The organism is Pseudomonas sp. NPDC090208 (assembly GCF_044746785.1).
GTDB lineage: Bacteria > Pseudomonadota > Gammaproteobacteria > Pseudomonadales > Pseudomonadaceae > Aquipseudomonas.
On the sequence record NZ_JBIVCU010000017.1, the window covers coordinates 24,992 to 50,067 of the forward strand.

Sequence of the window (25,076 nt, forward strand, 5' to 3'; positions counted from 1 at the left end):
GTCTTCGCAAGGCATGGAACATCATGAAACCGTTGGCCCTGATACCCCGCCTCAGTAAAGCAGAAGCGGTACTGATCCTGATCACCGTGATCTGGGGCGGCACGTTTCTGATCGTCAAGCACGCCATGGACAGCAGCGGGCCGATGTTTTTCGTTGGCCTGCGCTTCGCGGCGGCGGCCATCATCGTGGCGCTGTTCTCGCTGAAAACCCTGGGCGAACTGACCCTGGCCGAACTCAAGGCCGGGGTCGGCATCGGCGTGGCGATCATGCTCGGCTACGGCTTGCAGACCGTCGGCCTGCAGACCATTCCCAGCAGCCAGTCGGCGTTCATCACCGCGCTGTACGTGCCGTTCGTGCCGCTGTTGCAATGGCTGGTGCTGGGCCGTCGCCCGGGTCTGATGCCGAGCATCGGCATTGCCCTGGCCTTCACCGGCCTGATGCTGTTGTCCGGCCCCAATGGCACGGCGCTGCAATTCAGCGCCGGGGAAATGGCCACCGTGGTCAGCGCCGTGGCGATTGCCGCCGAAATCATCTTGATCGGTGCCAGTGCCGGCAAGGTCGATGTGCGTCGGGTGACCGTGGTGCAACTGGCGACCGCTTCGGTGCTGGCGTTTCTGATGGTGGTGCCGACCGGCGAGCGGCTGCCGGACTTCTCGCCGACCCTGCTGATTACCGCGATTGGTCTGGGCGCCTCCAGCGCGGCGATTCAGGTGGCGATGAACTGGGCGCAGAAAACCGTCTCACCCACCCGCGCCACGCTGATCTATGCCGGCGAGCCGGTGTGGGCCGGTATCGCCGGGCGTCTGGCCGGTGAGCGTTTGCCGGGCATTGCGCTGCTGGGTGCCTGCCTGATCGTTGCCGGGGTGATCGTCAGCGAGCTGAAAGGCCGGGCCAAGGTCGAGTCGCTGGAGAAGGAAGAGGAAACCGTGCGCGACTGAGCTCAGTAATCCCCTCGCCCCTCCAGCAGGGTGTCGAGTAGCCACGCGCCAGCCGGGCCGAGGCTTTTCTGTCGCGACCAGATCACGTCCACCGCCGAGCTGCGCGGCCAGCCCGGCACCTGCAACTCCTTCAGCCGCCCCTGGGCATAGCCGCGCACCAGCCAGCGCGGCAAGGCCGACCAGCCAAAACCGAAAACCGCCATGTCCATCAGCAGCAGGTAATTGGGCGCCGACCAGTTGCGCCGCGCGCCACCGGGCAGATCGTCGGTGGGAATGCTTTCGTCGATCAGCGTGTTCAGGCGCAGGGCGCGGTGTTCGGCCAGATGGCGATAATCGACCGCCTCCAGCGCCGCCAACGGGTGTTTGTGGGCGACAAACAGACCGAAATCGGCTCGCTCGGCAATCGTCGCGTGGCCGACTTCCGGCGGGTAGCTGGCCTGAGCCGACAACAGGCCCAGCGAGGCGCGGCCGGTGCGGATCAGGTTGATCGCATCGCCGTGCTCGGCAAACACGCATTCCAGTTCGATGTCCGGGAAACGCTGATCCAGCTCGGCCATGCGCACCTCGAATTCGGCGAACTGGTTGGCGTCGGACAGCACCAGCGTCAACCGTGGCTCCATGCCCTCAACCAGACGCCCTGCGGCGCGGCGCAGCTTGTCGGAGGCGGCCAGCACTTCCTCGATCCGCCCCTGCAAGGCGCGCCCGGCTTCGGTAAGCGTCGGGTGTTTGGAAGAGCGGTCGAACAGCTCGACACCCAGGTCGATTTCCAGCCGGGAAATGGCTTCGCTGACCGTCGACTGGCTTTTGCCCAGCCGCCGCGCCGCCGCACTGAACGAGCCCAGCGCCAGGGTCTGGGTAAAGGCTTCAAGGGCTTCGGGCGAATAGCTCATGGCGGGGTTTCTCTGAATAGCGGCTTTCATCCATCGGTTTTACCGATGGGAACGATTTTCACTTTAGTCCATCGCCCGCCGACAATGCACGCCTGCCTCGCAACAAAGTGAAATTGCCATGTCTGTTCGTCAAACCGCGAAGTCGGTCGTGATTGCCAAATCGGTCAAGGAGCGCGCCTTTCATGCGTTGCTGTTTGAACTCATCGGTGTGCTGCTGTTCGCGCCGGGGCTGGCCTGGGTGCTCGGTCAGTCGCTGGGCAAGATGGGTGCGCTGACGGTGATGATTTCGACCGTGGCGATGCTCTGGAACATGTTGTTCAACGCAGGGTTCGACCGTTTGCGCAGCCGTTTCGGTTTCGCCCTGACGTTGAAAATACGGGCGTTGCATGCGATGGCGTTTGAAACCGGGCTGATCATCGTGGTCGTGCCGCTCGCGGCGTGGTGGTTGACGATCGGGCTGTGGGAGGCGTTTTTGCTGGATATCGGGTTGTTGTTGCTGTTTTTGCCGTACACGTTGCTGTTCAACATGGCGTATGACGGCGTGCGCGAGCGGATTGTGGCGCGGCGGCAGATCAAGCGCGGTCAGAGCCTGCGCGACGCCGAACGCATGTAGGAGCTGGCTTGTCCTGCGAGCGCGCCGGGGTCGCGTCCGACCGAAGTCGTCGTAAAACCTGCGCACGCGGTGTGTCATTTGGATTGCTGGTCTGCTAACGCAGCCCGGTTTCGCCCCCGGCACGTTACGCGGACTTTTGTAGGAGCTGGCTTGCCCTGCGACCGGCGACGCAGTCGTCGTAAATCCTGCGCACTCGGTGTGTCATTTGGATTGCTGAGTTTGCTAACGCAGCCCTGTTTCGCCTGGCGGCGAGTTACTTGGAAAAGCCCCAAGTAACCAAGGGCTTTCTACCCCGCCATACGGCACCTCGCTAAAGCTCGGTGTTCCCTCACTCCGGCAATGCTCCGTGGGCCCGCCGCGAATGGGCCATCCATGGCCCACGCGGCTCTCGCGGCATCCATGCCGCTCGGCACCACTGCGCATCGCCTGCGTTCGGCCTTCTGGGACGGGGCCCCAAGATCAAAAGCCAGATCAAAAGCTGGCGTAACACAGATTCCCTGTGGGAGCGGGCTTGCCCGCGATGACATCCTTGGAATCGCCACCGCCGGCAAGCCGGACTGCTACAGGGCGGTGTGTGCCATCTGCTTTTGTTTCTGCCCGAAGGCCGTGGGAGCGGTGTTGAGCAGACCGTCAAACCAGCAAAAACGGCAGCACTTCTTCCATCAATTCATCCGGAATTTCTTCGGCCAGATAATGCCCGCCGGGCAGGGCCTTGCCGCGTACGTTGCTGGCGACTTTCTGCCATTCGGCCAGCGGCTCGAAACACTTCCCGACCGCTCCTTCCGCGCCCCACAGCACCAGGAGCGGCAGGCTCAGATGGTGCCCGGCAGCGATGTCGGCACGGTCATGTTCCAGGTCGATACCGGCACTGGCCCGGTAATCCTCACACACCCCGCGGGCGGCGCCCGGCAGATGTGCGCAGCGCAGGTATTCGGCGAAGGCTTCGTCGGTGAACGGTGCCATCCCCGCGCTGCGGGTGCCCATGACGCTGCGCAGGTATTGCTCGGGATTGGCCTCCAGCAGTGTTTCCGGCAACGGCGCCGGGCGGATCAGGAAAAACCAGTGCCAGTACGCCCGGGCAAAGGCTTCGTGGGTCTGGCTGTACATCGCCAGGGTCGGCGCGATGTCGAGCAAGGCCATGCGCGTCACCGCCTGCGGATGGTCCAGCGCCAGTCGATGCGCCACTCGGGCGCCACGGTCGTGGGCCAGCACCGAGAACGTCGGCAGGCCCAGCTCTGTCATCAGCTCGACCATGTCTCGCGCCATCTCGCGCTTGGAATAGCTGGCGTGATCGTCCGTTGCCGGGGGTTTGCTGCTGTCGCCGTAGCCGCGCAGGTCAGCGGCGACCACGGTGAAGTGCCGGCTCAGGCGTTCGACCACCTTGTGCCAGATCACATGGGTCTGTGGGTGGCCGTGCAACAGCAACAACCCCGGGCCGCTGCCGCCGATGCGGTAGGCGATCTGTACGCCGTTGACCTGGCGCTGGTCTTTCTGGAATCCGGCAAACATGAATGGCTCCTTGTTTTGAATGCTCCACATGCTAGTTCGCCAACGTCGCAAGGCAAGGCGCAAAGCGTGGCGCGGCGATTCATGAAGCGTGTTGTCAGGGGCCGGCAATTGGACTGCGGAAATCCCGATCCATTGGCTATTCGACGCCGTCGGCAGCGGGCGTAAGGTAGGCCCCACATTCACCGCACATCTCCACGGAGCACGCACACATGAACAAACGCATCGCCTGGGCACAAGCCTCGCCAGACGCCTACAAAGCCATGGTCGGTCTGGAAATGGCACTGGGCAAATCCGGCCTGGACAACTCGCTGCTGGAACTGATTCGTCTGCGCGCCTCGCAAATCAACGGCTGCGCCTACTGCGTCAACATGCACGCCAATGACGCTCGCAAAGCCGGTGAAACCGAAGCCCGCCTGCAGACCCTGAGCGTCTGGGAAGAGACCACTTTCTTCAGCGATAAAGAAAAAGCCGTGCTGGCCTGGGTCGAAAGCCTGACCCTGCTGCCTACCCGCCACGCGCCGCAGCACCAGTACGAAGCGCTGCTGGAACACTACAGCGAAGCCGACGTCGCCAACATCACCCTGGCCATCGCCACCATCAACGCCTGGAACCGCTTCGGTGTGGGCTTTGCGATGATTCCGGCGTAATCAAAAGCCGGATCACCTGGATCGGTTAAACGCGATCCTTCGGTTGAACACGATCCTTGTAGGAGCTGGCTTGTCCTGCGACCGGCTGCGAAGCAGTCGTAAAACCTGCGCACTCGATTTTCCTGATACACCGCGTTTGCCGGGTTTACGACGGGTTCCCCGCCGGTCGCGGGACAAGCCACGCTCCTACAAGGGTGCGGCGTGCATCCAGGGACCTACCATCAAGCCACCGAATCCCACGCATAAGCTTTTTTGGTTGGTGTCCGCTGTCCTGCTTCGTCGACACTTGCGTTTCATCCCCAGGGCGCAAGGACTCTTCGAACATGACAGTGGACATTCTCCGACTCGCAGCCTTTTCCGATGCTGATCAGGGTGGCAACCCGGCCGGCGTGTGGATCGGCGAACAGTTCCCCGACGACGCCACGATGCAGGTGCTGGCCGCCGAGGTGGGTTATTCGGAGACCGCTTTTGCCGTCCCGCAAGGTGACGACTGGCGCGTGCGTTATTTCTCCCCTGAAGCCGAAGTGCCGTTCTGCGGACATGCGACCATCGCCCTCGGTGCGGCGCTGGCCGAGCGTTATGGCGACGGTCTGTACACCCTGCAATTGAACCAGGCGCGGATCAGCGTCGAGGGCCATCGTCAGGGCACACTGTTTTCCGCCGCCTTGCAGTCGCCGCCGACCCACAGCCGGCCGGTCAGTCGTGAATTGCTCAGTCGGGCCATGGCCCTGTTCGACCTGCAAGCCGAAGACATCGACCTGCGCATCCCCCCTGCCTTGATCAACGGCGGCGCACAGCATTTGCTGCTGACGCTGAACCGTCGCGACACGCTGAAGCACATGCGTTACGACTTCGCCGCCGGCCGTGAGCTGATGGTCGGTGAAGGGCTGGTGACGATTCTGCTGGCCTTCGCCGAATCGCCACGGCTGTTCCACACGCGCAATCCGTTCGCCTTCGGCGGCGTCTACGAAGACCCGGCCACCGGCGCAGCGACGGCGGCGTTTGCCGGGTATCTACGGGATATCAAATGGGATCACGGCGGCGCCATCGACATTGTCCAGGGCGAGGACATGGGCAGCCGCTCGCGAATTCATGCCGCATTCAGCGATGAGCCGGGCAGCTCGATCCGGGTGTCCGGCACTGCCCGCTCGCTTTGAGCCTCAGACTTTCAGGTAGCGCCCACTCAGCGCCACGCCCAGCAACATGGCGGCGATCAGCACGAAGGCGACTTCAAGGCTGCTGAGGTGGGCGACAAAACCGATGCCGGCCGGCCCCATGAGAATGCCCATGTAACCGAGGGTGGTGATGGCCGGCACCGCGATGTTTTCCGGCATGGTTTTCTGCCGGCCCACGGCACTGTAGAACACCGGCACGATGTTCGAGCAGCCCAGGCCTACCAGCGCGTAGCCGCACAACGCCGCTTGCCACAGGGGAATCAGCGTGGCGACCACCAGGCCGATGGCGGCGCACAGACCACCGAACAGAATGATGCGCTGCGCACCCAACCGCCGCACGACCGGATCGCCACACAGGCGGCCAACCGACATGGCCAGGGCGAACACCGCGTAACCGAAACCGGCATAGGACGCTTCGACGCCCCGTTCAGCGCTGAGGAACACCGCGCTCCAGTCGAGCATGGCGCCTTCGGTGAGAAACACGGTAAAGCACATCAGGCCAATGAACAGCACCACGCCGCGTGGCACCGCGAACATCGGGCCGCCCGGTTCGCTGCCGTAGACGAGCAGGTTCGGCGCCGCCTTGTACAGGGCAAAGGCGATGAACAGCGCCACCAGGGTCATGCTCAGCCATGGCCACACGCCCACGCTCAACAGTCCCGACACGCCCGCCGCGCCGACGATCCCGCCGCAACTGAACAGGCCATGGAAGCCCGACATCATGGTGTTGCCGCTGGCCCGTTCGACGATGATCGCCTGAATGTTGGTGACACAACCCAGCGCGCCCATGCTTGCGCCATAAATGAACAACGTGGCGACCATCAGCGGCACGCTGGTCAGGCTCGCCAGCAAGGGCAGACACAGGCAGGCGATGCTGCCGACCCAGATGATGATGCGCCGGCAGCCAAGGCGCGCACTCAGGGCACCGGCCAACGGCATGGCAAGGATCGAGCCGATGCCCAGACACAACAGCAACAACCCCAGCCCGGCCTCGTCCAGTCCCAGTCGGTCCTTGGCATAAGGCACCAGCGGTGCCCAGGCGGAGATGCTGAAACCGGTGATGAAAAAGGCGACCCGGGTGGAGAACTGTTCCAGCCGTCCGGGGAGAGTCGGTGCGGCGGTACTGATGGCGGTCATGCAGGCTCCTTCCTGAAGCGAAAACGCCCGGCCTGAATGGGCCGGCGCAGGAAAAGCCTAACAAGGTTTGCCCGGGGATCGAAGGAGGGAAATTTGAGGAATTCGCCTCAGAAACACCTCAGAACAGGGTCGTGAGGCGTGATGCGATGGATGTACACGGCAGATCAAACAACGAAAACCGTGGGAGGGAGCCCTGCTCGCGAAAGCGGCGGGTCAGTCAGCACAGCATTGACTGAAATGACGCATTCGCGAGCAGGGCTCCCTCCCACATAGACCGAGTCAACGCCGCCCCTGTAGGAGCTGGCTTGTCCTGCGACCGACTGCGAAGCAGTCGTAAACCCGTTAAACGCGGTGTACCAGGAGAACCAAGCGCACAGGCTTTACGACGGGTTCCCCGCCGGTCGCGGGACAAGCCGCGCTCCTACAAAGAGCGCGGCGCACGCCTGCAGACAGGGCGATCACGCCTTCCACGGCGACTGGCGGATGATGTCGACGAAGTTCAGCGGTTTGAACTTCGGATCTTCGTCCACGAGCACGTCGGCGTTGACGGTGCCGAAGGTGGTGTCCGGTTTGTGGCGGAAGCCGTTGGCGAAGGCGCAGAGGATGCATTCCTTGAACTCTTCACCACGCGGGTGGGCGTGGGTGACGATGTCGCGCTGTTCATCGCTGAATTTGTCGTAGTTGATGCCCAGCACGTCCATCTCCACACCGGCGGTGACCAGTGCCACGTTCGGCCGCAGGTGCTCGGGTACGCCCGGGGTGGTGTGCAGGGCGATCGACAGCCACACTTGCTCCATGTCGCCTTCGGACAGGCCGAACGGTTTCATGAATGCGCGGGCAGCGTTGGCGCCATCGACTTCGAAACGCAGATCGGGGCTGCGATGTTTTTCCATCAGACCGAGGTCGTGGAACATCGCGCCGACGTACAGTTGCTCGGCGTCGTATTTCAGACCTTTGCGCTCGCCGGTCAGGGCGCCCCAGAGGAACACGCGACGGGAGTGATGGAACAGCAGGTCGCTTTCCTGTTCGCGGATGTATTCGGTGGTGGCGCGAGCCAGGGCGCTGTCAGGGATCTTGATACCGGCGATTTCTTGGGTCATGGCGGTCTTCCTCGTGGGATCGCGCCGGTATGGCGCGTTGAGGACAAGTCTGTGGCACACCGGTTTTCGCCTCAATCGACACGCGGCTACGTTCTCTGCCAATCGTGCATCGTTTACTGCCAGACCACCTGAGGTTTACCAGATAGCGGAGGAACGCCGAAAACCCTTGGGTAGAATGCGCGCCCTTTCCTGCAAGCCAGCCGTCAGAGCCCGGCACGGGAAAGGTGAACTGGAACTGAAAAAGGAGCCCCTGTGTACAAGGGTGTTGCGTTATCGGTCATGGCCTCCTGCCTCTTCGCGGTCATGTACTACTACACCTCGTTGCTCAAACCCTTGAGCGGCGAAGAAATCTTCGGCTGGCGCATGCTGCTGACCCTGCCCTGCGTGACGGCGTTCATGCTCTGGAGCGGCGACTGGAAACTGGCCCGCCAACTGGCCGCCAGAATCCGCCAGAAGCCCGCGCTGCTGCTGGCACTGGCCTTGTCTTCGGCACTGATGAGCGTGCAACTGTGGCTGTTCATGTGGGCGCCGCTGCACGGGCGCAGCCTGCAAGTGTCGCTGGGTTACTTTCTGCTGCCACTGACCATGATCCTGCTGGGGCGGCTGGTCTACGGCGAGCATCTGTCGTACCTGCAGAAGGTCGCCGCCTGCTGTGCGCTGGTCGGGGTCGGCAACGAGCTGCTGCGGCTGGGCAGCATTTCCTGGGAAACCCTGCTGGTGTGCCTTGGCTATCCGCTGTATTTCGTCCTGCGTCGGCGCCTGAAGACCGACCACCTCGGCGGGCTGTGGTGGGACATGCTGCTGGTGTTGCCGGTGGCCCTGACCTTCATCTTCAAGGGCGATCCTTCGGTGTTTGAAACCACGCCGAAGCTGTACGCGCTGGTGCCGATCCTCGGCGCGATCAGTGCCTCGGCGCTGGTCAGCTACATCTTCGCCAGCCGCCTGCTGGCGTTCAGCGTGTTCGGCCTGCTCAGTTACGTGGAGCCAGTGCTGCTGGTGGGTGTCTCGCTGCTGCTGGGCGAGTCAATTCAGCGTGACGAGTGGATGACCTACGGGCCGATCTGGCTGGCGGTGATGGTGCTGGTGACCGAGGGCGGCAAGCATGTGTTGCGTCAGCGGCGGCGGATGAGCGTCCAGGGCTAGGCTGATTCTGGCCGAAGGCCGTGGGAGGGAGCCCTGCTCGCGAAAGCGTCATCCCGGTCAATGCTGTGCTGAATGATCCATCGCTTTCGCGAGCAGGGCTCCCTCCCACGGGGCTGTGCCGCCAGATAAATCCTGGCAAGGCACAAATCCGTAGCCGCTACGTCCCGAACCTTGCCAGCTGCATTTCCTGCAACCGGCTCAGGGTGCGGCGGAAGGCGAAGGCCAGATAGCCCTCGGTGTACAGCGCCTGCATCGGCAGGGCCGCTTCGACGTACAGCGGCACCTTGCGGTCGTAGCATTCGTCGACCAGCGCGATGAAACGCCGCACGCCGTCGTCATAGGGCGACAGTTGCGGCAGTTCGCGATCCCCGGCCTTGACCTGCTCCACCCCGTCTTCCGTACCCCGGGCAATGCGCCCTTCCCTTTGCGGCGCGCTGAGCGCAGGCACTTCGCTGAGCAACACGGCGTGATAACGGTCGCACAGTTCGATGAAATCCGATGACGCCAGCGGCTGCTCGCAGAGGTCGGCGTAGCGGCACCAGACCACCGTCTTGCTGCAACGCACCACCGGCAGATGGCGACGGCCCAACGGCACCGGCTGAATGGACACCGACTCACCGCTGCTCAGCTCTTCAAACACCTCGACCAACGCGCTGCGGCCCTTGTCCTGGGTCAGCCAATAACGCTGTTTCGCCTGGCCCGGATGCAGACGATGGTCTTCGCCACCATCCACCTGCACCACGTTCATGTATTGATTGATCGCGGCGATCGCCGGAACGAAACGCTCGCGGTTGTGCCCGGTGGAATACAGCTGCTCGGGCAACTGGTTGGAGGTGCAGACCAGCACCACGCCTTCCTCGAACATGGCCCGCAGCAGACCGCCGAGGATCACCGCATCGCCGATGTCGTTGACGAACAGCTCGTCGAAGCACAGCACCCGCACTTCCTGGGCCAGTTCGTGGGCCACGACGTCCAGGGGTTTCGCCACACCGGTGAGCTGGAACAGGCGCTGATGCACCCAGCGCATGAAGTGATGGAAATGCTGACGCCGCGCCGGGATCTGCAAACCTTGGTAGAAACGGTCCATGAGCCAGGTCTTGCCGCGCCCCACCGGGCCCCACAAATACACGCCCTTGGGCGGCGTACGATGCTTGCCGTCGCGCAGCAGTTGCCAGCAGTCCTGCAACCGGCCTGCGGCCTGGCGTTGAGATTCATCCGCCTGAAAACCCTGGGTATCGACGGCCTGTTGCCAGGCCTCTAATGGAGAAAGCGCACTCATCGAAAACCGCTCACCGCCCGCTGGAAGATTGATCATGGCGCCTGGAGTACGAGGCGCCCAGCAGGTAGAAGCAGCCGCCGGCCACGATAAAGCCCGCCAGCATATAGAACATGAACGCCGGTGGCTGCGCGGCCAGGGCAAAACCGCAGAGCACCGGGCCCAGCGCGCCGCCGAGGTTGGACAGGTTCTGCGCGCCGTAATACATGCCGCGCAGATGCGTGGGCGCGATGCGGTCGATGAACATGTATTCGGCGGGGAACACGATGATTTCGCCGAGGGTGAAGATCGCCACCGCGAAGCCCCAGTGCAACACGCTGGTGGACATCGCAAAGCCGACTACGCCCATCAGGAACAGGCTGAAACCGGCGGTCAGCCACTGGTTCAGGTACTGATGGCTGATGTAGCGGCCGACGAAATACTGCAGGCAGATCACCACCGCCGCGTTGACCGCCACCACGGTGCTGATGACCTGATAGGTGAATTCCGGCGTGTTGGTGGTGACCAGGTATTGCGACAGGTAAGCCGTGAACTGGCCGAACACCACCGCGCTGAGCACCCCGCCGACGGTGAAGCAGACCAGCCGGTAGTCCTTGAGCAGAATCCGCCCCACGGCCAGAAACGACACCGGCGCATTGGCCGGGTCCGCCGAGCTGAGCTTGCGATCGCCATACATCGCGTAGACCACGAAATAACCGATGCCCAACGCCGCTGACATCATGAACGGCAGCTTCATGCTGACATGGGCCAGCCCCGCGCCGATGAACGGCCCGACCGCGTAGCCGATGTTGATCAGGGTGTAGCGCACCGAAAACACCTTGCTCTGCTCATCCACCGGCAGCAGCTTGCCGAAGGCGGCCTTGACCACCACGTCGATCACCGAATAGGCGAAGTTGAACGACACCAGAAACAGGAAGAACAGCCACAACTGCCCGGTCAGGCACATACCGACGAAACCGGTGACGAAAAAGCCGGTGAAGCACAGGATCAGCCGGTAGCTCGACAGTTTGTCGGTGAGGTACCCACCGTACAGGCTTAACAGCGAACCGACGATCAACGCGGCACCGACCACCATGCCGATATCGCTGATGCTCAGGGTGAAATTCGACGACAGATAAATGACCAGATACGGCAGGGTAATCGCCCTGCCCAGTGTCAGAAACAGCGACGACGACAACAGCAGATTGACCGAGGCAGGGTAATGGCGGAGAGCGGCGAGCATCCGTGTTCTGTCCTTTAAAGGCGGCGGATTGGATCGGCTGAAAATGTTAGGCAACTATCGTTACACAATCGGGGTTGACTGGACACTGAGATAATTTCACGTGGCTCATTAGTACGCGTACCCCGTGGGAGGGAGCCCTGCTCGCGAAAGCGGTGGGTCGGCTGAAACCCTGTCCGGAAATGGAAAACGATGTCAGATGCCCCACTGTGGGAGCGAATTCATTCGCGAAGCGGTTTACGTCCGACAAATAGGTGCCGGATGGAATGGCCTCTCGCGAATGAATTCGCTCCCACAGGTGTCTCTCTCGGCTCGGGATCTCTGTCTGGCTGGCCCGTTTGGTTCACATTCCGTAACATTCCCACCCTTTGCATTCCCGTCTTTCAGGTACCCCATGAAACCCGCCCGCCTGCGCGCCGACGTCCTTGCCGGACTCACCACCTCCTTCGCCCTGGTGCCCGAGTGCATCGCCTTTGCCCTGGTCGCCCACCTCAACCCGCTGATGGGTCTGTACGGCGCTTTCATCATCTGCACCCTGACCGCGCTGTTCGGCGGCCGGCCGGGGATGATTTCCGGGGCGGCCGGCTCGATGGCCGTGGTGATCGTTGCGCTGGTGGTTCAGCACGGCGTGCAGTACCTGCTGGCTACGGTGCTGCTCGGCGGGCTGGTGATGATCGCGTTCGGCGTGCTGCGCCTGGGCAAGCTGGTGCGCATGGTGCCGTATCCGGTGATGCTTGGTTTCGTCAACGGCCTGGCCATTGTCATCGCCATGGCCCAGCTGGAGCATTTCAAGAGCGGCGAGCACTGGCTCAGCGGCACTCCGCTGTACTTGATGCTGGGCCTGGTGGCGCTGACCATGGCGGTGGTCTATCTGCTGCCGCACCTGACCCGCGCGGTGCCTCCGGCACTGGTGGCAATTCTGGGCGTGGGTCTGGCGGTCTATCTGCTCGACCTGCCGACCCGCACCCTCGGCGACATGGCCCACATCGCCGGTGGCCTGCCGGGCCTGGCCCTGCCCGAGGTGCCGTGGAATCTGGAGACCCTGCGCATCGTCGCGCCCTACGCCGTATTGATGGCGCTGGTCGGCCTACTGGAAACCCTGCTGACCTTGAACCTCACCGACGAAATCACCGAAAGCCGCGGCTACCCGGACCGCGAATGCGTGGCGCTGGGCGTCGCCAACATGGCCTCGGGCTTCTGCGGCGGCATGGGCGGCTGCGCGATGATCGGCCAGACCGTGATCAACCTCAGCTCCGGTGGCCGTGGTCGCCTGTCCGGGATCGTCGCCGGAGTGATGATCCTGATGTTCGTGCTGTTTCTCTCGCCGCTGATCGAGCGCATTCCGCTGGCGGCGCTGGTCGGCGTGATGTTCGTGGTGTCGCAGCAGACCTTCGCCTGGGCGTCGCTGCGGGTACTGCGCAAGGTGCCGCTGAACGATGTGCTGGCGATCATCGCGGTGACCATCGTCACCGTGCTGACGGACCTGGCGACGGCCGTGCTGTTCGGCATCCTCATCGCCGCGCTCAACTTCGCCTGGCAACACGCCCGCGAACTGTATGCCGACAGCCACCTGCAGGCCGACGGCAGCAAGGTCTATCAGGTGCATGGCACGCTGTTCTTCGCCTCGACCACGACCTTTCTCGACCAGTTCGACCACCTCAACGATCCGGCACTGGTGACGCTGGACTGCCAGCACTTGAGCTTCGTCGATTATTCGGCAATTGCCGCGCTGAAGACCCTCCGCGAGCGGTATCAGAAAGCCGGCAAGCACCTGCGCGTGGTGCATTTGTCGGAGCGCTGCAAGCATCTGCTCAAGCGTGCAGGTGTGCAGCACGCTTGACCTCAGCCCCCGTTCAACACCGCATGTCCTCTGTAGGAGCGTGGCTTGTCCCGCGACCTGCCGCGAAGCGGCAGTAAAATCAGCGAACGCCGCTTTTCAGGCATACCGTGTTTGCAGGGTTTACGGCCGGTTCCCGGCCGGTCGCGGGACAAGCCGCGCTCCTACAAGTAGGAATCAGATGCAAAAGGCGTCAGGTAAATGGCAAACACTGGGGCGCAATGCCCCGGTATCAATCACTGCCACACCTCTGCGCCAAAAATTCGATACAAAATTACTCAATCTTTGTACACAATAAGCCAAAGAAACAAATCTGAAACATTCCGCCGAACGGCAAAGCCCTTGAAATCAAAGGCCTGCGACCTCGTTCACAGCCCTTAACCTGACCAATTGATCAGAATAATGGCCCGTTAATTGCTCCGCGCCTGCCATCAGCACAGTTCCATCGTGGTCGTGCACCTGTTTCTGCGGAGTTTTTCATGGCTGTCTGGCGAAAGAGTATTCAGTGGCAACTGACCCTGAGCATGGGAGCGGCATTGGTGATCAGCAGCCTGATCGTCATCGGCATCTACGCCTTTGCATTGAACAAACTGACCGACCGTTACCTGTTGCAGCAGGCCATGCCGGCCAGTGTCGAGGCCATCCGCAATGACCTTGAGCGGCTGCTGGCGGCGCCCCTGACGGCGGCCAGCGACATCGGCGACAACACCCTTGTTTCAGAATGGCTGGGCAATGGCGAAGACCCCGCGCAGCAGCCGGCGTTCATTCGCTACCTGGCCAACATCAAGGCACAGCACAACGCCCTAACCACCTTTATCGTCGCCAAAGACAGCGGCCACTACATCACCAATCAGGGCGCCGACCGCACGCTGCAGCGCGGCCCTTCGGAAAACAACTGGTTCTACAGCTTCCTCGACAGCAACAAGAAACGCTCGCTGGACATCGATATCGACGCCACCACCAAGGTGCCGACGCTGTTCATCAACCAGCGCATCGAGCACAACGGCCAGGTCGTCGGCGTGGCCGGGCTGGGTTTCAGCATGAGTGCGCTGTCGCAGATGGTGCGCGACTTCCATTTCGGCAAGGCCGGTCAGGTGTACCTGGTCAGCGCCGACGGCAAGGTCAAGGTTCACCCGAATGCCGACCTCAACGACCGTGAGATGCTCGCGCAACTGGTTGGCGACAACGCGGCGCGCAGCCTGCTGAGCCAGAGCGGCAATGGCCAGGCGCTGGAATTCGAGCGCCGCGGCGAGGCCTATGTCGCCGTCGCCAAGCCGGTGCCGGCGCTGGGCTGGACGCTGATCAGTGAAGTGCCGATGGCGGAAGTCTACGGGCCGGCCAAGGACGCGCTGATGACGATTTCCGCGATCAGCCTGGCCGTGGTCCTGCTGTTTCTCGGCTTTGTCGCCTGGATCGCGCGCGGCATCGTGCGGCCGATTCGTCAGGTCACCGATGCGCTGGTGGACATCGGCGGCGGTCAGGGCGACCTCACCCGCCGCCTGGATGATCGCCGTGAAAACGAGCTGGGCGATCTGGCCCGTGGCTTCAACCGTTTCATCGAAAGCCTGCGCCGACTGATCGCCGATGCGCTGACCACCAGCGAGCAGTTGCGTCACAGCGTGGTCGACGTGGCGCGGGTGGTCGACAACACCTCGACCCGTGCGCTCAAGCAACAACAGATGACCGACATGGTCGCCACCGCCGTGCATGAAATGGGCCTGACCGTGCAGGAAATCGCCCGCAACGCCGGGGCGGCGGCTGACGTGTCGCGTAATACCCATCAGGAAGCGCTGTCGGCGAAGAATATTGTCGGTGAGTCCATCGCCCACATTCAGGACATGTCCGACGGCGTCGGCACGGCCGCCGGGGCGGTGGAAAATCTCGCCGCCCAGATTTCCACGATCGATCAGGTGCTCAGCGTGATCCGCAGCATTTCCGAGCAGACCAACCTGCTGGCCCTGAATGCTGCCATCGAGGCGGCGCGGGCCGGTGAGATGGGCCGTGGCTTTGCGGTGGTCGCCGATGAAGTGCGTACCCTCGCCGGCCGCACCCAGAGCGCCACTTCGGAAATCCAGCAGATGATGGGCGAACTCAAGACCGGCGCCGATCAGGCCGTCGGCTCGATGCGCAGCGGCCAGGCCGCGACCGGCACCGGCGTGGAAGCCAGCCGCCGCACTGGCAATTCGCTGGACGCGATTGCCGTGCACGTCGAAGAACTGACCGACCGCAATCATCAGGTCGCCGCCGCGACCGAAGAGCAGACCACCGTGACCGAAGAGATCAACCGCAACGTCCAGGGCATCGCCGACCTCGCCCAGTCCACCGCTCGGGATGTGCAGGTGTGCCGTGAGGACTGTCTGAAACTGTCGGAAAAGGCCGAACACCTGGCGGCGCAGATGGCGCGGTTCAAACTTTAAAGGCCTGACCCTGGATCAAAGAATGTCGGAAACAGGGAGATTCCTGTGGGAGGGATCGGAGGTCACGACGGTCGCGAATACGGTAGGACTGACACTGCATGGTTGTCTGAACTGACGCATTCGCGAGCAGGGCTCCCTCCCACAGGCCTGCGTTGGTCTTGGAGAATTGATTCACACCGTAGGAGCGCGCTTGCCCGCGATTGAGTCGGGTCAGACACCTCTGCAGTGCGAGAACTGGCGCTTTCGCGGGCAAGCGCGCTCCTACAGAAGATGCAAGATTTCCTCAGTCGCCATCACCTGCGCATATTCCCCGTGCAGGTTGCCCAACGACATGGCGTGAATGTCTTCGGCGCTGCGCGGCTGGCCGAAGAAATCCGCGCCGTCGAAGGTGTAACAGGCATCATGGGGCACGATCACCTCGAACCCCAGATTGCCACCGGTCCGCGCCGTCGCCTCCACCGAGTTGTTGGTGATCACGCCAACGATCACCACCTGCGTAATGCCATCGGCCCGCAACCAGCCTTCCAGCGCCGAATGGCAGAACGCATCCGGCACCTGTTTGTGTAATTCGCCCTCGCCGTCCTGCGGCAAGAACGCCGGCTGAAACTCAACGCCCGACTGCTTCGGCCAGAACACCGAATCCGGCGAGCGGGAAAAGTGCCGCACATGGATCACCGTCCGCCCGGTTCGCCGCCAGGCCTCCAGCAGCGCCAGCATGTGTTGCTCGGCGTCGGGGTTGTTGCGCCGTCCCAACTTCGGGTGATTGATCCCCTGCTGCATGTCGATGATGACCAGCGCGGCTTTCTTCTGAATATCCATAACGGCCTTCGTTCTCGTTCAAATGGCGCTGAAATGCCGCGCCCACTGCTGCTGCGCGAACTGCTCGATTAGGAAATCGACAAATGCACGGGTCTTGCCCGGCAGCATCTTGTGTTCGCTGTAATAAAGGCACAGGTGGCCGTCATCAACGTACCAGTCCGGCAACACCCGCTGCAGTTCGCCGCTGCGCAGATACGGCAAGGCGAACGGCATGCTCACCAGGGCAATGCCCAGATCCTGCATCGCCGCCCCGCACGCGGCCTCGGAATCGCTCATGGTCATGCGCGCCTTCAGCCGCAACGGCGCCTGCTCCTGATTGCGATGGCTCAGCGGCCAGGAGCGGATGCGCCCGGTCTGCGGCGAGCGGATCAAGATACCGTCGCACGGCGCCAGTTGCTCGGGCGACTCAATGGGCGAATGCGCGTCGATCCAGCCGGGCGACGCCACCAGCACTCGGTGCGCCGGCCCGAGCTTGCGCGCCACCACCCCCAGCGGCAGATCGAACCCGCCGCCGATGGCCGCGTCGAAACCCTGGCCGATCAGATCGATCTGGCGGTTATCGAAATGCCAGTCCGGAGTGATCCCCGGGTAGCGCTGCAGAAACTCGCCCAGCATCGGCACGATGTAACGTCGCCCGAATACCGTGCCCATGCTGACCTTGAGCGTCCCGGCAGGACTGCCTTCGGCACTGGCCAGGTTGGCTACGGCGTTCTGGATGGTGTGAAAGCTGGCACTGACCTCGGCAAAAAAACGTTGTCCGGCTTCCGTCAAAGTCAGCCGCCGGGTACTACGCTGGAACAGCCGCACGCCCAGGCGCGCCTCCAGCTTGGCCACGCTCTTGCCCACCGCGGCGGGTGTCAGGCTCAAACGACGCGCCGCCTCGGCAAAGCTGCCAACCTCGGCACTGCGCACGAAACACTCGATGCTGCTGAAATTTTCCATCGCACTGATTCACAACTTCTGGTTTACACAGAGTAGAGCGATTACCGGCTACTGCGTATGCAATCGACGACAGATACTGACGTCCATCCACTCACCGCTCAAGGTTTACAGGAGATTCACATGACTCACCCCATCAACCTCGCTGGCAAAATTGCACTGGTTCAAGGCGGCTCCCGCGGCATCGGCGCCGCCATCGTCAAACGCCTCGCCGAACAGGGCGCAGCGGTAGCGTTCACCTTCGTCAGTTCTGAAGCCAAGGCCCGCGAGCTGCAAGACAGCATCACCGCCAGCGGCGGCAAGGCCCTGGCGATCAAGGCCGACAGCAGCAGCGCCGATGATATCCGTCGCGCCGTCGACACCACCGTCAGCTCCTTCGGCGGCCTCGACATCCTGGTCAACAACGCTGGCGTGCTGGCTGTCGCCCCGCTGGAAGACTTCAAGCTGGAAGATTTCGACCACACCGTCGCCGTCAACATTCGCAGCGTGTTCATCGCCAGCCAGGAAGCCGCCCGCCATATGAAGGAAGGTGGCCGCATCATCAACATCGGCAGCACCAACGCCGACCGCATGCCCTTCGGCGGTGGCGGCGTCTACGCCATGAGCAAATCGGCGCTGGTCGGCCTGACCAAGGGCCTGGCCCGCGACCTCGGCCCACGCGGCATCACCATCAACAACGTCCAGCCCGGCCCGGTGGACACCGACATGAACCCGGCCCAGGGCGACTTCGCCGAAATGCTGCTGGGCCTCATGGCCATCAACCGCTACGGCCGCGCTGACGAAATCGCCGCCATGGTCGCCTACCTCGCCGGCCCTGAAGCCGGTTACGTCACCGGCGCCAGCCTGACCATCGACGGCGGCTTCGGCGCCTGATCCCGCCGCCGCCCCTGCGCCACCGAGGCCCCGGACTTCACAAAGAAGCCGGGGCCTCATGGTTTTTTCTTAACCGCATGAAAATTCTGAAAAAAAGCTTTGCCTTATCAAATACTTTCGACTACATTAGCGCGCCTCGACAGACTGAACGTCTGAAGAGATACGGTGAGGTGTCCGAGTGGCTTAAGGAGCACGCCTGGAAAGTGTGTATACAGGAAACTGTATCGAGGGTTCGAATCCCTCCTTCACCGCCATATTCGATGCAAGCGAAACCCCTGAGAATCCTCGCGAACTCAGGGGTTTTTCGTTTCTGGATTTCGGATTTAGGGCATTGTTTAGGGAAAAAAAACGGCGTGCTGACACCACAGCGCCTCAGCGACCGTTATAGTTATTTCTACCCAACGCCAGTCACTTCCCCCCCATGCGGATACCCGATCCATCCGTCCCGATGGATTCTCCATAGCACCAACCTTTTTCTCGCCCTCACCGCCGACAGAACATCGGAAAGCCCTTCCTTTAGTGGCCCAAGCAGCTAATGTCTTAGTTGTTGCTGGTGATTCAGGAGCAGCCGTCGGCACATCACTTATTCCTACAAAAAAGATCGCTCGGCTCGCATTCCAGCCCCCCCATTGCGCCCAATCACTAAAACCAGAACCACGGCGCGAATTTCGCAGGAGCAGGTTGATGAACAACATCGGCAAACGTCTGAGGCAGGAACGGAAGCGATTGAAGCTGACGCAAAGCGCCCTGGCAGCCATCGGGGGAGTCGAGGCCAACGCTCAAGGCCACTATGAGAGCGGGCAGCGCCTGCCCCGGGCCGACTATCTGTTTCGCGTGGCAGCCGCCGGGGTGGACATCAGCCGCGTAGTCACCGGTATCGACTCCAGCAACCGCCTGGAAATGCCGACGCTGCCAAAACTCTCGGGCAGCGAAGCCGACGATGACGCCGAAAGTGTGGTGAAGATCATTGGGCAGTTGCGCCAGAGCCTGTGGGTGACCGCCAATGCGTTGTGCGAGGTCACCCGGCTCATCGATACCAAGACCCAGCAGCAGGCCAGTCTCGATCACGTCGAAGATCATCTGCGGGTGTTGCAGGGCGATGCCGACATGTTCGTCGCGCTGGCCTTGTCCAAGGTGCAGAAAGCCAATCACGAGGCCCATTGATCCGACGACCGTCACGCTGACAGCCCTGCATTGTGGTGATAGCCTTGCGCCACACGAAGGAGGGGCAACGGTGCGCTTTTCACCACTATGGATGTTTTCCGTCATGTGTCTGGCTGGCGCCGCCCAGGCCGACACCTATAAATGCATCAGTGCCGACGGCAAGGTGAGCTTCGCCTCGACCCCTTGCCCGACCTATGTCGGCGACAGCACCCGCGTCCGCCCGCCACCCTCACGTCTGTCGAGCGACTGGGAAGAGCGGGATTTCCCTCACCGCCTGAACCAGAACGCCACGGATATCCTGAAGATCAGCCGCCGTTCAAAGCTGATCATTACCAACGAAAAGGAAATTTCCGATCACATGCAGGCCATTCGGCCACCGCCACCCGGCGTGCCGTCGGTGTGCGTGGCGCCCGACTACAACGACGCCTGTTTCGATCCATCCGGAGGCCGCGTGCGCCAGCCGGCCAAGGGCAACAATCTGTTCAAGTCCGGGGGAAATTAAATCAATTTGGGCCTGTAGGAACGCGGCTTGCGAGCATTGCAGGAGCTGGCTTGCCCTGCGAGCGGCTGCGCAGCAGTCGTAGAACCATACGCATTGGCCGTGTCAGATAAATCGCGTGCGCCGATTTTACGACTCTGTCGCCGCTCGCGGGACAAGCCACGCTCCTACAGGGGGCGTGAGATGTGCCACGTTTAGTTCCCTTTTTTCTGAACTAAGTTTTTATCGGCGCCGATGTGACGCGTTTATGGGTCCGCTTAAAGTCATGCTCCATCGCCACCATCACAACAACGAGACGGCCATGAGCTCCAGCGATTCCCTCATTCAACAGGTCCAGCAGGCAGCCAACGCGCTGGTCGCAGCCTTTGCCAGCAACGACACCGAGGCCTATTTCGCCGCATTCAGCGAAGACGCCACCTTCATCTTCCACATCCTGCCCGCCCCGCTGCTGTCCCGTGCGGCTTATCGCGAGGTGTGGAATGGCTGGCAGGCAGACGGTTTCACCGTGCTCGGCTGCCAGTCGAGCAACGTCAACATCAGTGTCCAGGGTGACATCGCGATCTTCCTCCACGATGTTGCCACCCATGTGCGTTTCGGCAGCGAAGAAAGCCGTTATCACGAGCGCGAAACCATCCTCTTCCGCCGTGAAGGCGAGCGCTGGCTGGCCTGCCACGAACACCTGTCGCCGACACCCGAGTGATCCGGCGACTCACCAGAATAAAAACGTCTTACCTACCTTTTTGATCCACTGCCCACGCCACAACCGGCCGACATCCCCGTGTCGGCCCTATAACAACACGACAGCGAGCAGGAATACGTCATGTCACAAACCACTACCATCGAAACCTTCGGGGTCGAGCAGATCCCCGACGATCAGCGCGATGCCGCACCGCTCGATCTGTTCCGCCTGACCTTCGGTGGCGCCAACACCTTCGCCACGGCGGTGCTCGGCAGCTTCCCGGTCCTGTTCGGCCTGTCGTTTCAGGCCGGCGTCTGGTCGATCATCCTCGGCATCGTGCTGGGCTCGATCATCCTCGCGCCGATGGGCCTGTTCGGCGCCCTCAACGGCACCAACAACGCCGTATCGTCCGGCGCGCACTTCGGCGTTCACGGGCGGATCGTCGGCTCGTTCCTGTCACTGCTGACGGCAGTGGCGTTCTTCTCGCTGTCGGTGTGGAGCTCCGGTGACGCGCTGATCGGCGGCGCCAAGCGCATGATCGGCCTGCCGGAAAACGACCTGACCCTGGCCATCGCCTACGGCGTGTTCGCCCTGCTGGTGCTGGTGGTGTGCATTTACGGCTTCCGCTTCATGCTGTGGGTCAACAAGATTGCGGTGTTCGCCTCCAGCCTGCTCTTTCTGTTGGGCATCTTCGCCTTTGGCGGCAGTTTTGACGCGGGCTTCGCCGGCACCGTCAACCAGGGCAGCGAAGGCTTCTGGGCGGCGTTCATCGGCGCGGCGCTGCTGGCGATGAGCAACCCGGTGTCGTTCGGCGCCTTCCTCGGTGACTGGTCGCGCTACATTCCGCGCCACACCTCGAAGAAGCGCATCATGTCGGCGGTGTTCCTGGCCCAGGTCTGCACCCTGATTCCGTTCCTGTTCGGCCTGTGCACCGCGACCATCGTCGCCACCCAGGCGCCGCAGTACATCACCGACAACAACTACGTCGGCGGCCTGCTGGCGGTGTCGCCGACCTGGTTCTTCCTGCCGGTGTGCCTGATCGCGATCATCGGTGGCATGTCCACCGGTACCACCTCGCTGTACGGCACCGGCCTGGACATGTCGAGCATGTTCCCGCGTCTGCTCAATCGCGCTCAGGCGACGATTCTGATCGGTATCGCGGCGATTGCCTTCATTTTCATCGGCCGTTTCGCCTTCAACCTAGTGCAGAGCGTGTCGACCTTCGCCGTACTGATCGTCACCTGCACTTCGCCGTGGATCGTGATCATGGTACTGGGCCTGATCATCCGTCGTGGCTTCTACCACCCGGCCGATCTGCAGGTGTTCACCCGTGGTCAGAGCGGCGGTCACTACTGGTTCGAACACGGCTGGAACTGGCGCGGTCTGGGCGCCTGGATCCCCAGCGCTGCGGTCGGCCTGTGCTTCGTCAACCTGCCGGGTCAGTTCGTCGGTCCGCTGGGCAACCTGGCAGGCGGCATCGACATCAGCCTGCCGATCACTCTGGGCCTGGCGGCGCTGCTGTACATCACCCTGCTGCGCACCTTCCCGGAACCGATCGGCGTGTATGGCGACCACGGCCCGCACCCGCTGCTGGGCAGCAACGCCCACAGCAACGTGAAAAAACCGATGGCAATCAATTGATCGGCTATAACAGGTAACGCAAAAGGGCTCACTGATCAGTGGGCCCTTTTCATTTGCGTCATGCGTGCCGCCATAGCGACCGACGGAGCCGTGGTGGCTGGCGTGGCCCGGCCGCATCCCGCACAATCGCTGTTCCCACAAGAATGTCAGCTCGACCCACTGGAGATTTTACGCGCATGAACGCAAACGACTGGACCGAAGCTGCACTGGCAAAGTACATCGTGACCAACCCGACCCTGAAGGCCGAAATCGAAGACCTGAGCCCGCAGGAACAGCATCAGCAGATTCTCTGGGCCTTTGAAGACGAAGCCGATGACCTGGGCATCCCGACCTGGGATCTGGCGCTGCAATTCATCGCCGAAACCCCGGAACAGCTCAAGGAAATGCGCCTGGCCACGCACAAGGAAGCGGCCGAAGCGCTGGGCATGCCGTGGGGTGAGTACTGCAAGTTGAATGACGTCGAGGAATAGACCTTTCACCTGCAATCATCAACGGCAACACCGCGTCTGATTCTGGCCGAAGGCCGTGGGAGGGAGCCCTGCTCGCGATAGCGTCGCTCCAGTCAGTGCAGCGTCGACTGACACACCGCTTTCGCGAGCAGGGCTCCCTCCCACGAGCTCATTATTCTGATCCGCTGAATGCGCTGATCTTGCGGGCGCCGACGCCGACAAGCCAGACGGCCACGGGCCGCTCCAACGCCCGGATTTCCTGACTTGCCAGTCACCCTTTGCGCTTTACCTTGCCCGTCCGGGTGGGTAACGTCTGCGCCACTTCACAATAAAAAGGATGCACTTCATGAGTGATCTGGTCGCCTATCAACTGGACGACGGCGTCGCCACGCTGACGCTCAACAACGGCAAGGTCAACGCCATCAGCAACGATGTGATTGCAGCGCTGAACGCAGCGCTGGATCAGGCAGTGACGGACCGTGCCGTGGTGATCATCACCGGCCAGCCGGGCATTCTTTCCGGCGGTTACGACCTGAAAATCATGACCTCCAGCCCCCAGGCCGCTCTGGATCTGGTGGCCGCAGGTTCGACGCTGGCCCGGCGCATGCTGTCCCACCCCTTCCCCATCGTCGTCGCGTGCAGCGGCCACGCCGTGGCCAAAGGCGCGTTCCTGCTGCTGTCGGCGGATTACCGCATTGGCGTCGAAGGCCCGTTCAGCATCGGCCTGAACGAAGTGCAGATCGGCATGACCATGCACCACGCCGGTATCGAACTGGCCCGCGAGCGCCTGAGCAAGCGTGCCTTCGACCGCTCGGTGATCAATGGCGAGATGTATGACCCGAAAGGCGCGATCCAGGCCGGTTTCCTCGACAAGGTGGTCGCCCCCGAGGAGCTCGTCGATGCCGCGCGCACCGTGGCGCTGCAATTGAAGAAGATCAACATGAACGCCCACAAGCAGACCAAGCTGAAAGTACGCAAGGCGTTCCTCGAAACCCTGGACAAGGCCATCGAGCTGGATCGGCAGCATTCGTTCTGATCTGTATATGCCCCAACTGTAGGAGCTGGCTTGCCCTGCGACCGGCTGCGAAGCAATCGTAAAACCGCCAAACGCGGTGTGTCAGGACGGCATAGTCGCCTGATTTTACGACGACTTTGTCGCCGGTCGCAGGACAAGCCAGCTCCTACAGTCCGGTGACCGGCAAGCGCGCTCCTACAGACGTTGCCGCGCTCCGTTTGCCCATCCCGGAGCACCTCCGTACACTGCGCCCTCTTTTTTGCCTGAGTGGTCTGCATGCTGTTCGTGTTGCGTATGTTGCTGTTGGCCCTGCACTTCGTTGTCGTGGGTGTGCTGGGGTTGATCCTGGTGCTGTGCCGTCCGTTCAACCCTGACAACAGCCGTCTGTGTGCCCGTCTGTACGCGTTGCCCGCCCTGTGGTTTCTCGGCCTGCGGCTGAAGACCGATCTCGGCGCGCATTTCGCCAAGACCCGCCCCTGCGTGGTCATCGCCAACCATCAGTCCAACTACGATCTGTTCATGTGCGGCTACGTGGTGCCGCCACGGACCGTCGCCATGGGCAAGAAAAGCCTGAAATGGGTGCCGCTTTTCGGGCAGATGTTCTGGCTGGCGGGCAATGTGCTGATCGACCGTGGCAATCCTCTCAGGGCGCGGGTATCGATTGCCCGGACCACCGAAACCCTGCAGCACAAGGACACCTCGATCTGGGTCTTCCCCGAAGGCACGCGCAATGGCGGCAAGGGTCTGTTGCCGTTCAAGCGCGGCGCCTTTCAGATGGCCATCGATGCCGGCGTGCCGATCCTGCCAGTGTGCATCAGCACTTATTCCCGCGACATGCGCCTCAACGCCTGGAACAGCGGCCAGGTGATGATCCGGGCGTTGCCGCCGATCAGCACCGAAGGTCTCGATCAGGCCGACATCAACGAACTTGCCAGCCGCTGCCATGCGCAGATGCAGGCCTGCATCGACGACATGGATGCGCGACTGCAACGCCGCGTCGATAACCAAACCGCAGCTGAACGGCCTGCAGAAAACCCGCGAACTCGTTGAGTTTTGCCGACTCTGAACACAGAGAGCGCGCTAAGCTCGTCTGAGTT

At 62.2% G+C, this 25,076-nt stretch carries 23 protein-coding genes, 1 tRNA gene and 1 pseudogene; 17 read left to right on the forward strand and 8 right to left on the reverse strand.

Going from position 1 to position 25,076, the window contains the following annotated elements; all coding sequences use genetic code 11:
• The first annotated feature begins 23 nt into the window (after nucleotides 1-23).
• Complete coding sequence (locus tag ACIPL0_RS24145; RefSeq protein WP_400599495.1) at nucleotides 24-938, forward strand: DMT family transporter; 915 nt, start codon at nucleotides 24-26, stop codon at nucleotides 936-938.
• A gap of 2 nt (nucleotides 939-940) precedes the next feature.
• On the opposite strand, the gene ACIPL0_RS24150 is transcribed toward ACIPL0_RS24145, so the two are convergent.
• Nucleotides 941-1,828, reverse strand: coding sequence for a LysR family transcriptional regulator (locus tag ACIPL0_RS24150; protein ID WP_400599496.1), 888 nt, complete (start codon nucleotides 1,826-1,828; stop codon nucleotides 941-943).
• Nucleotides 1,829-1,946: 118 nt separating this feature from the next.
• Between ACIPL0_RS24150 and ACIPL0_RS24155 the strand changes: the two genes are divergently transcribed.
• Nucleotides 1,947-2,441: a multidrug/biocide efflux PACE transporter gene (locus ACIPL0_RS24155; RefSeq protein WP_400599497.1), complete on the forward strand. Its 495-nt coding sequence runs from the start codon at nucleotides 1,947-1,949 to the stop codon at nucleotides 2,439-2,441.
• 630 nt (nucleotides 2,442-3,071) lie between these two features.
• Here ACIPL0_RS24155 and ACIPL0_RS24160 read toward each other — a convergent pair.
• Nucleotides 3,072-3,950 (reverse strand): alpha/beta fold hydrolase, encoded by an 879-nt coding sequence (locus tag ACIPL0_RS24160; protein ID WP_400599498.1) that lies wholly within the window; start codon nucleotides 3,948-3,950, stop codon nucleotides 3,072-3,074.
• A 209-nt stretch (nucleotides 3,951-4,159) separates the two neighbouring features.
• Between ACIPL0_RS24160 and ACIPL0_RS24165 the strand changes: the two genes are divergently transcribed.
• Complete coding sequence (locus ACIPL0_RS24165; protein ID WP_400599499.1) at nucleotides 4,160-4,597, forward strand: carboxymuconolactone decarboxylase family protein; 438 nt, start codon at nucleotides 4,160-4,162, stop codon at nucleotides 4,595-4,597.
• A 323-nt stretch (nucleotides 4,598-4,920) separates the two neighbouring features.
• Nucleotides 4,921-5,754, forward strand: coding sequence for a PhzF family phenazine biosynthesis protein (locus tag ACIPL0_RS24170; RefSeq protein ID WP_400599500.1), 834 nt, complete (start codon nucleotides 4,921-4,923; stop codon nucleotides 5,752-5,754).
• A gap of 3 nt (nucleotides 5,755-5,757) precedes the next feature.
• On the opposite strand, the gene ACIPL0_RS24175 is transcribed toward ACIPL0_RS24170, so the two are convergent.
• Complete coding sequence (locus tag ACIPL0_RS24175) at nucleotides 5,758-6,909, reverse strand: MFS transporter (RefSeq protein ID WP_400599501.1); 1,152 nt, start codon at nucleotides 6,907-6,909, stop codon at nucleotides 5,758-5,760.
• Nucleotides 6,910-7,367: 458 nt separating this feature from the next.
• Nucleotides 7,368-8,009, reverse strand: a complete 642-nt coding sequence (locus ACIPL0_RS24180) for an HD domain-containing protein (protein ID WP_400599502.1) — start codon at nucleotides 8,007-8,009, stop codon at nucleotides 7,368-7,370.
• Nucleotides 8,010-8,261: 252 nt separating this feature from the next.
• Between ACIPL0_RS24180 and rarD the strand changes: the two genes are divergently transcribed.
• Nucleotides 8,262-9,152, forward strand: coding sequence for an EamA family transporter RarD (rarD, locus tag ACIPL0_RS24185; RefSeq protein ID WP_400599503.1), 891 nt, complete (start codon nucleotides 8,262-8,264; stop codon nucleotides 9,150-9,152).
• 157 nt (nucleotides 9,153-9,309) lie between these two features.
• Here rarD and zapE read toward each other — a convergent pair whose 3' ends face one another.
• Nucleotides 9,310-10,431: a cell division protein ZapE gene (zapE, locus tag ACIPL0_RS24190; RefSeq protein ID WP_400599504.1), complete on the reverse strand. Its 1,122-nt coding sequence runs from the start codon at nucleotides 10,429-10,431 to the stop codon at nucleotides 9,310-9,312.
• Nucleotides 10,432-10,441: 10 nt separating this feature from the next.
• Nucleotides 10,442-11,650: an MFS transporter gene (locus ACIPL0_RS24195; protein WP_400599505.1), complete on the reverse strand. Its 1,209-nt coding sequence runs from the start codon at nucleotides 11,648-11,650 to the stop codon at nucleotides 10,442-10,444.
• 391 nt (nucleotides 11,651-12,041) lie between these two features.
• On the opposite strand from ACIPL0_RS24195, the gene ACIPL0_RS24200 reads away from it, so the two are divergent.
• From ACIPL0_RS24200 to ACIPL0_RS24210, 3 genes and pseudogenes are all read left to right on the forward strand, one after another.
• Nucleotides 12,042-13,487, forward strand: a complete 1,446-nt coding sequence (locus ACIPL0_RS24200; RefSeq protein WP_400599506.1) for a SulP family inorganic anion transporter — start codon at nucleotides 12,042-12,044, stop codon at nucleotides 13,485-13,487.
• Between the two features lie 617 nt (nucleotides 13,488-14,104).
• Nucleotides 14,105-15,043, forward strand: a pseudogene (locus tag ACIPL0_RS24205) (cache domain-containing protein); the annotation flags it as partial.
• Nucleotides 15,044-15,172: 129 nt separating this feature from the next.
• Entirely contained in the window at nucleotides 15,173-15,901 is a 729-nt protein-coding gene (locus tag ACIPL0_RS24210; protein WP_400599610.1) for a methyl-accepting chemotaxis protein, read from the forward strand.
• 261 nt (nucleotides 15,902-16,162) lie between these two features.
• Here ACIPL0_RS24210 and ACIPL0_RS24215 read toward each other — a convergent pair whose 3' ends face one another.
• Complete coding sequence (locus tag ACIPL0_RS24215; protein ID WP_400599507.1) at nucleotides 16,163-16,720, reverse strand: cysteine hydrolase family protein; 558 nt, start codon at nucleotides 16,718-16,720, stop codon at nucleotides 16,163-16,165.
• 18 nt (nucleotides 16,721-16,738) lie between these two features.
• On the reverse strand, nucleotides 16,739-17,662 hold the full coding sequence (locus tag ACIPL0_RS24220) for a LysR family transcriptional regulator (protein WP_400599508.1): 924 nt from the start codon (nucleotides 17,660-17,662) through the stop codon (nucleotides 16,739-16,741).
• Between the two features lie 120 nt (nucleotides 17,663-17,782).
• Here ACIPL0_RS24220 and ACIPL0_RS24225 point away from each other — a divergent pair, with 120 nt between their 5' ends.
• The 9 genes from ACIPL0_RS24225 to ACIPL0_RS24265 all read left to right on the forward strand — a co-directional run bounded on the left by ACIPL0_RS24225 (nucleotide 17,783) and on the right by ACIPL0_RS24265 (nucleotide 25,029).
• Nucleotides 17,783-18,532, forward strand: coding sequence for a 3-oxoacyl-ACP reductase family protein (locus tag ACIPL0_RS24225; protein WP_400599509.1), 750 nt, complete (start codon nucleotides 17,783-17,785; stop codon nucleotides 18,530-18,532).
• Nucleotides 18,533-18,696: 164 nt separating this feature from the next.
• Nucleotides 18,697-18,786: transfer RNA gene (locus tag ACIPL0_RS24230), tRNA-Ser, on the forward strand.
• 430 nt (nucleotides 18,787-19,216) lie between these two features.
• Nucleotides 19,217-19,696 carry a helix-turn-helix domain-containing protein gene (locus tag ACIPL0_RS24235; RefSeq protein ID WP_400599510.1) on the forward strand — a complete coding sequence of 160 codons (480 nt, stop codon included), beginning with the start codon at nucleotides 19,217-19,219 and terminating at the stop codon, nucleotides 19,694-19,696.
• 70 nt (nucleotides 19,697-19,766) lie between these two features.
• Complete coding sequence (locus ACIPL0_RS24240) at nucleotides 19,767-20,198, forward strand: DUF4124 domain-containing protein (RefSeq protein ID WP_400599512.1); 432 nt, start codon at nucleotides 19,767-19,769, stop codon at nucleotides 20,196-20,198.
• Between the two features lie 298 nt (nucleotides 20,199-20,496).
• Complete coding sequence (locus ACIPL0_RS24245) at nucleotides 20,497-20,895, forward strand: YybH family protein (protein WP_400599513.1); 399 nt, start codon at nucleotides 20,497-20,499, stop codon at nucleotides 20,893-20,895.
• Nucleotides 20,896-21,015: 120 nt separating this feature from the next.
• Nucleotides 21,016-22,515, forward strand: a complete 1,500-nt coding sequence (locus ACIPL0_RS24250; RefSeq protein ID WP_400599514.1) for a purine-cytosine permease family protein — start codon at nucleotides 21,016-21,018, stop codon at nucleotides 22,513-22,515.
• A gap of 176 nt (nucleotides 22,516-22,691) precedes the next feature.
• Nucleotides 22,692-22,985 carry a DUF6388 family protein gene (locus ACIPL0_RS24255; RefSeq protein ID WP_400599515.1) on the forward strand — a complete coding sequence of 98 codons (294 nt, stop codon included), beginning with the start codon at nucleotides 22,692-22,694 and terminating at the stop codon, nucleotides 22,983-22,985.
• 325 nt (nucleotides 22,986-23,310) lie between these two features.
• Nucleotides 23,311-24,000: a crotonase/enoyl-CoA hydratase family protein gene (locus tag ACIPL0_RS24260; protein ID WP_400599516.1), complete on the forward strand. Its 690-nt coding sequence runs from the start codon at nucleotides 23,311-23,313 to the stop codon at nucleotides 23,998-24,000.
• 255 nt (nucleotides 24,001-24,255) lie between these two features.
• The gene (locus tag ACIPL0_RS24265) at nucleotides 24,256-25,029 is read left to right on the forward strand and encodes a 1-acylglycerol-3-phosphate O-acyltransferase (protein WP_400599517.1); all 774 of its coding nucleotides are present in this window, start codon (nucleotides 24,256-24,258) and stop codon (nucleotides 25,027-25,029) included.
• Nucleotides 25,030-25,076 lie beyond the last annotated feature (47 nt).

Excerpts from the sequence above, each read along its gene's own strand:
- ACIPL0_RS24145 (WP_400599495.1), top strand. The coding sequence starts at position 24 with ATGAAACCGTTGGCCCTGATACCCCGCCTCAGTAAAGCAGAAGCGGTA.
- ACIPL0_RS24150 (WP_400599496.1), bottom strand. The coding sequence starts at position 1,828 with ATGAGCTATTCGCCCGAAGCCCTTGAAGCCTTTACCCAGACCCTGGCG.
- ACIPL0_RS24155 (WP_400599497.1), top strand. The coding sequence starts at position 1,947 with ATGTCTGTTCGTCAAACCGCGAAGTCGGTCGTGATTGCCAAATCGGTC.
- ACIPL0_RS24160 (WP_400599498.1), bottom strand. The coding sequence starts at position 3,950 with ATGTTTGCCGGATTCCAGAAAGACCAGCGCCAGGTCAACGGCGTACAG.
- ACIPL0_RS24165 (WP_400599499.1), top strand. The coding sequence starts at position 4,160 with ATGAACAAACGCATCGCCTGGGCACAAGCCTCGCCAGACGCCTACAAA.
- ACIPL0_RS24170 (WP_400599500.1), top strand. The coding sequence starts at position 4,921 with ATGACAGTGGACATTCTCCGACTCGCAGCCTTTTCCGATGCTGATCAG.
- ACIPL0_RS24175 (WP_400599501.1), bottom strand. The coding sequence starts at position 6,909 with ATGACCGCCATCAGTACCGCCGCACCGACTCTCCCCGGACGGCTGGAA.
- ACIPL0_RS24180 (WP_400599502.1), bottom strand. The coding sequence starts at position 8,009 with ATGACCCAAGAAATCGCCGGTATCAAGATCCCTGACAGCGCCCTGGCT.
- zapE (WP_400599504.1), bottom strand. The coding sequence starts at position 10,431 with ATGAGTGCGCTTTCTCCATTAGAGGCCTGGCAACAGGCCGTCGATACC.
- ACIPL0_RS24195 (WP_400599505.1), bottom strand. The coding sequence starts at position 11,650 with ATGCTCGCCGCTCTCCGCCATTACCCTGCCTCGGTCAATCTGCTGTTG.
- ACIPL0_RS24200 (WP_400599506.1), top strand. The coding sequence starts at position 12,042 with ATGAAACCCGCCCGCCTGCGCGCCGACGTCCTTGCCGGACTCACCACC.
- ACIPL0_RS24210 (WP_400599610.1), top strand. The coding sequence starts at position 15,173 with ATGGTCGCCACCGCCGTGCATGAAATGGGCCTGACCGTGCAGGAAATC.
- ACIPL0_RS24215 (WP_400599507.1), bottom strand. The coding sequence starts at position 16,720 with ATGGATATTCAGAAGAAAGCCGCGCTGGTCATCATCGACATGCAGCAG.
- ACIPL0_RS24220 (WP_400599508.1), bottom strand. The coding sequence starts at position 17,662 with ATGGAAAATTTCAGCAGCATCGAGTGTTTCGTGCGCAGTGCCGAGGTT.
- ACIPL0_RS24225 (WP_400599509.1), top strand. The coding sequence starts at position 17,783 with ATGACTCACCCCATCAACCTCGCTGGCAAAATTGCACTGGTTCAAGGC.
- ACIPL0_RS24235 (WP_400599510.1), top strand. The coding sequence starts at position 19,217 with ATGAACAACATCGGCAAACGTCTGAGGCAGGAACGGAAGCGATTGAAG.
- ACIPL0_RS24245 (WP_400599513.1), top strand. The coding sequence starts at position 20,497 with ATGAGCTCCAGCGATTCCCTCATTCAACAGGTCCAGCAGGCAGCCAAC.
- ACIPL0_RS24250 (WP_400599514.1), top strand. The coding sequence starts at position 21,016 with ATGTCACAAACCACTACCATCGAAACCTTCGGGGTCGAGCAGATCCCC.
- ACIPL0_RS24255 (WP_400599515.1), top strand. The coding sequence starts at position 22,692 with ATGAACGCAAACGACTGGACCGAAGCTGCACTGGCAAAGTACATCGTG.
- ACIPL0_RS24260 (WP_400599516.1), top strand. The coding sequence starts at position 23,311 with ATGAGTGATCTGGTCGCCTATCAACTGGACGACGGCGTCGCCACGCTG.
- ACIPL0_RS24265 (WP_400599517.1), top strand. The coding sequence starts at position 24,256 with ATGCTGTTCGTGTTGCGTATGTTGCTGTTGGCCCTGCACTTCGTTGTC.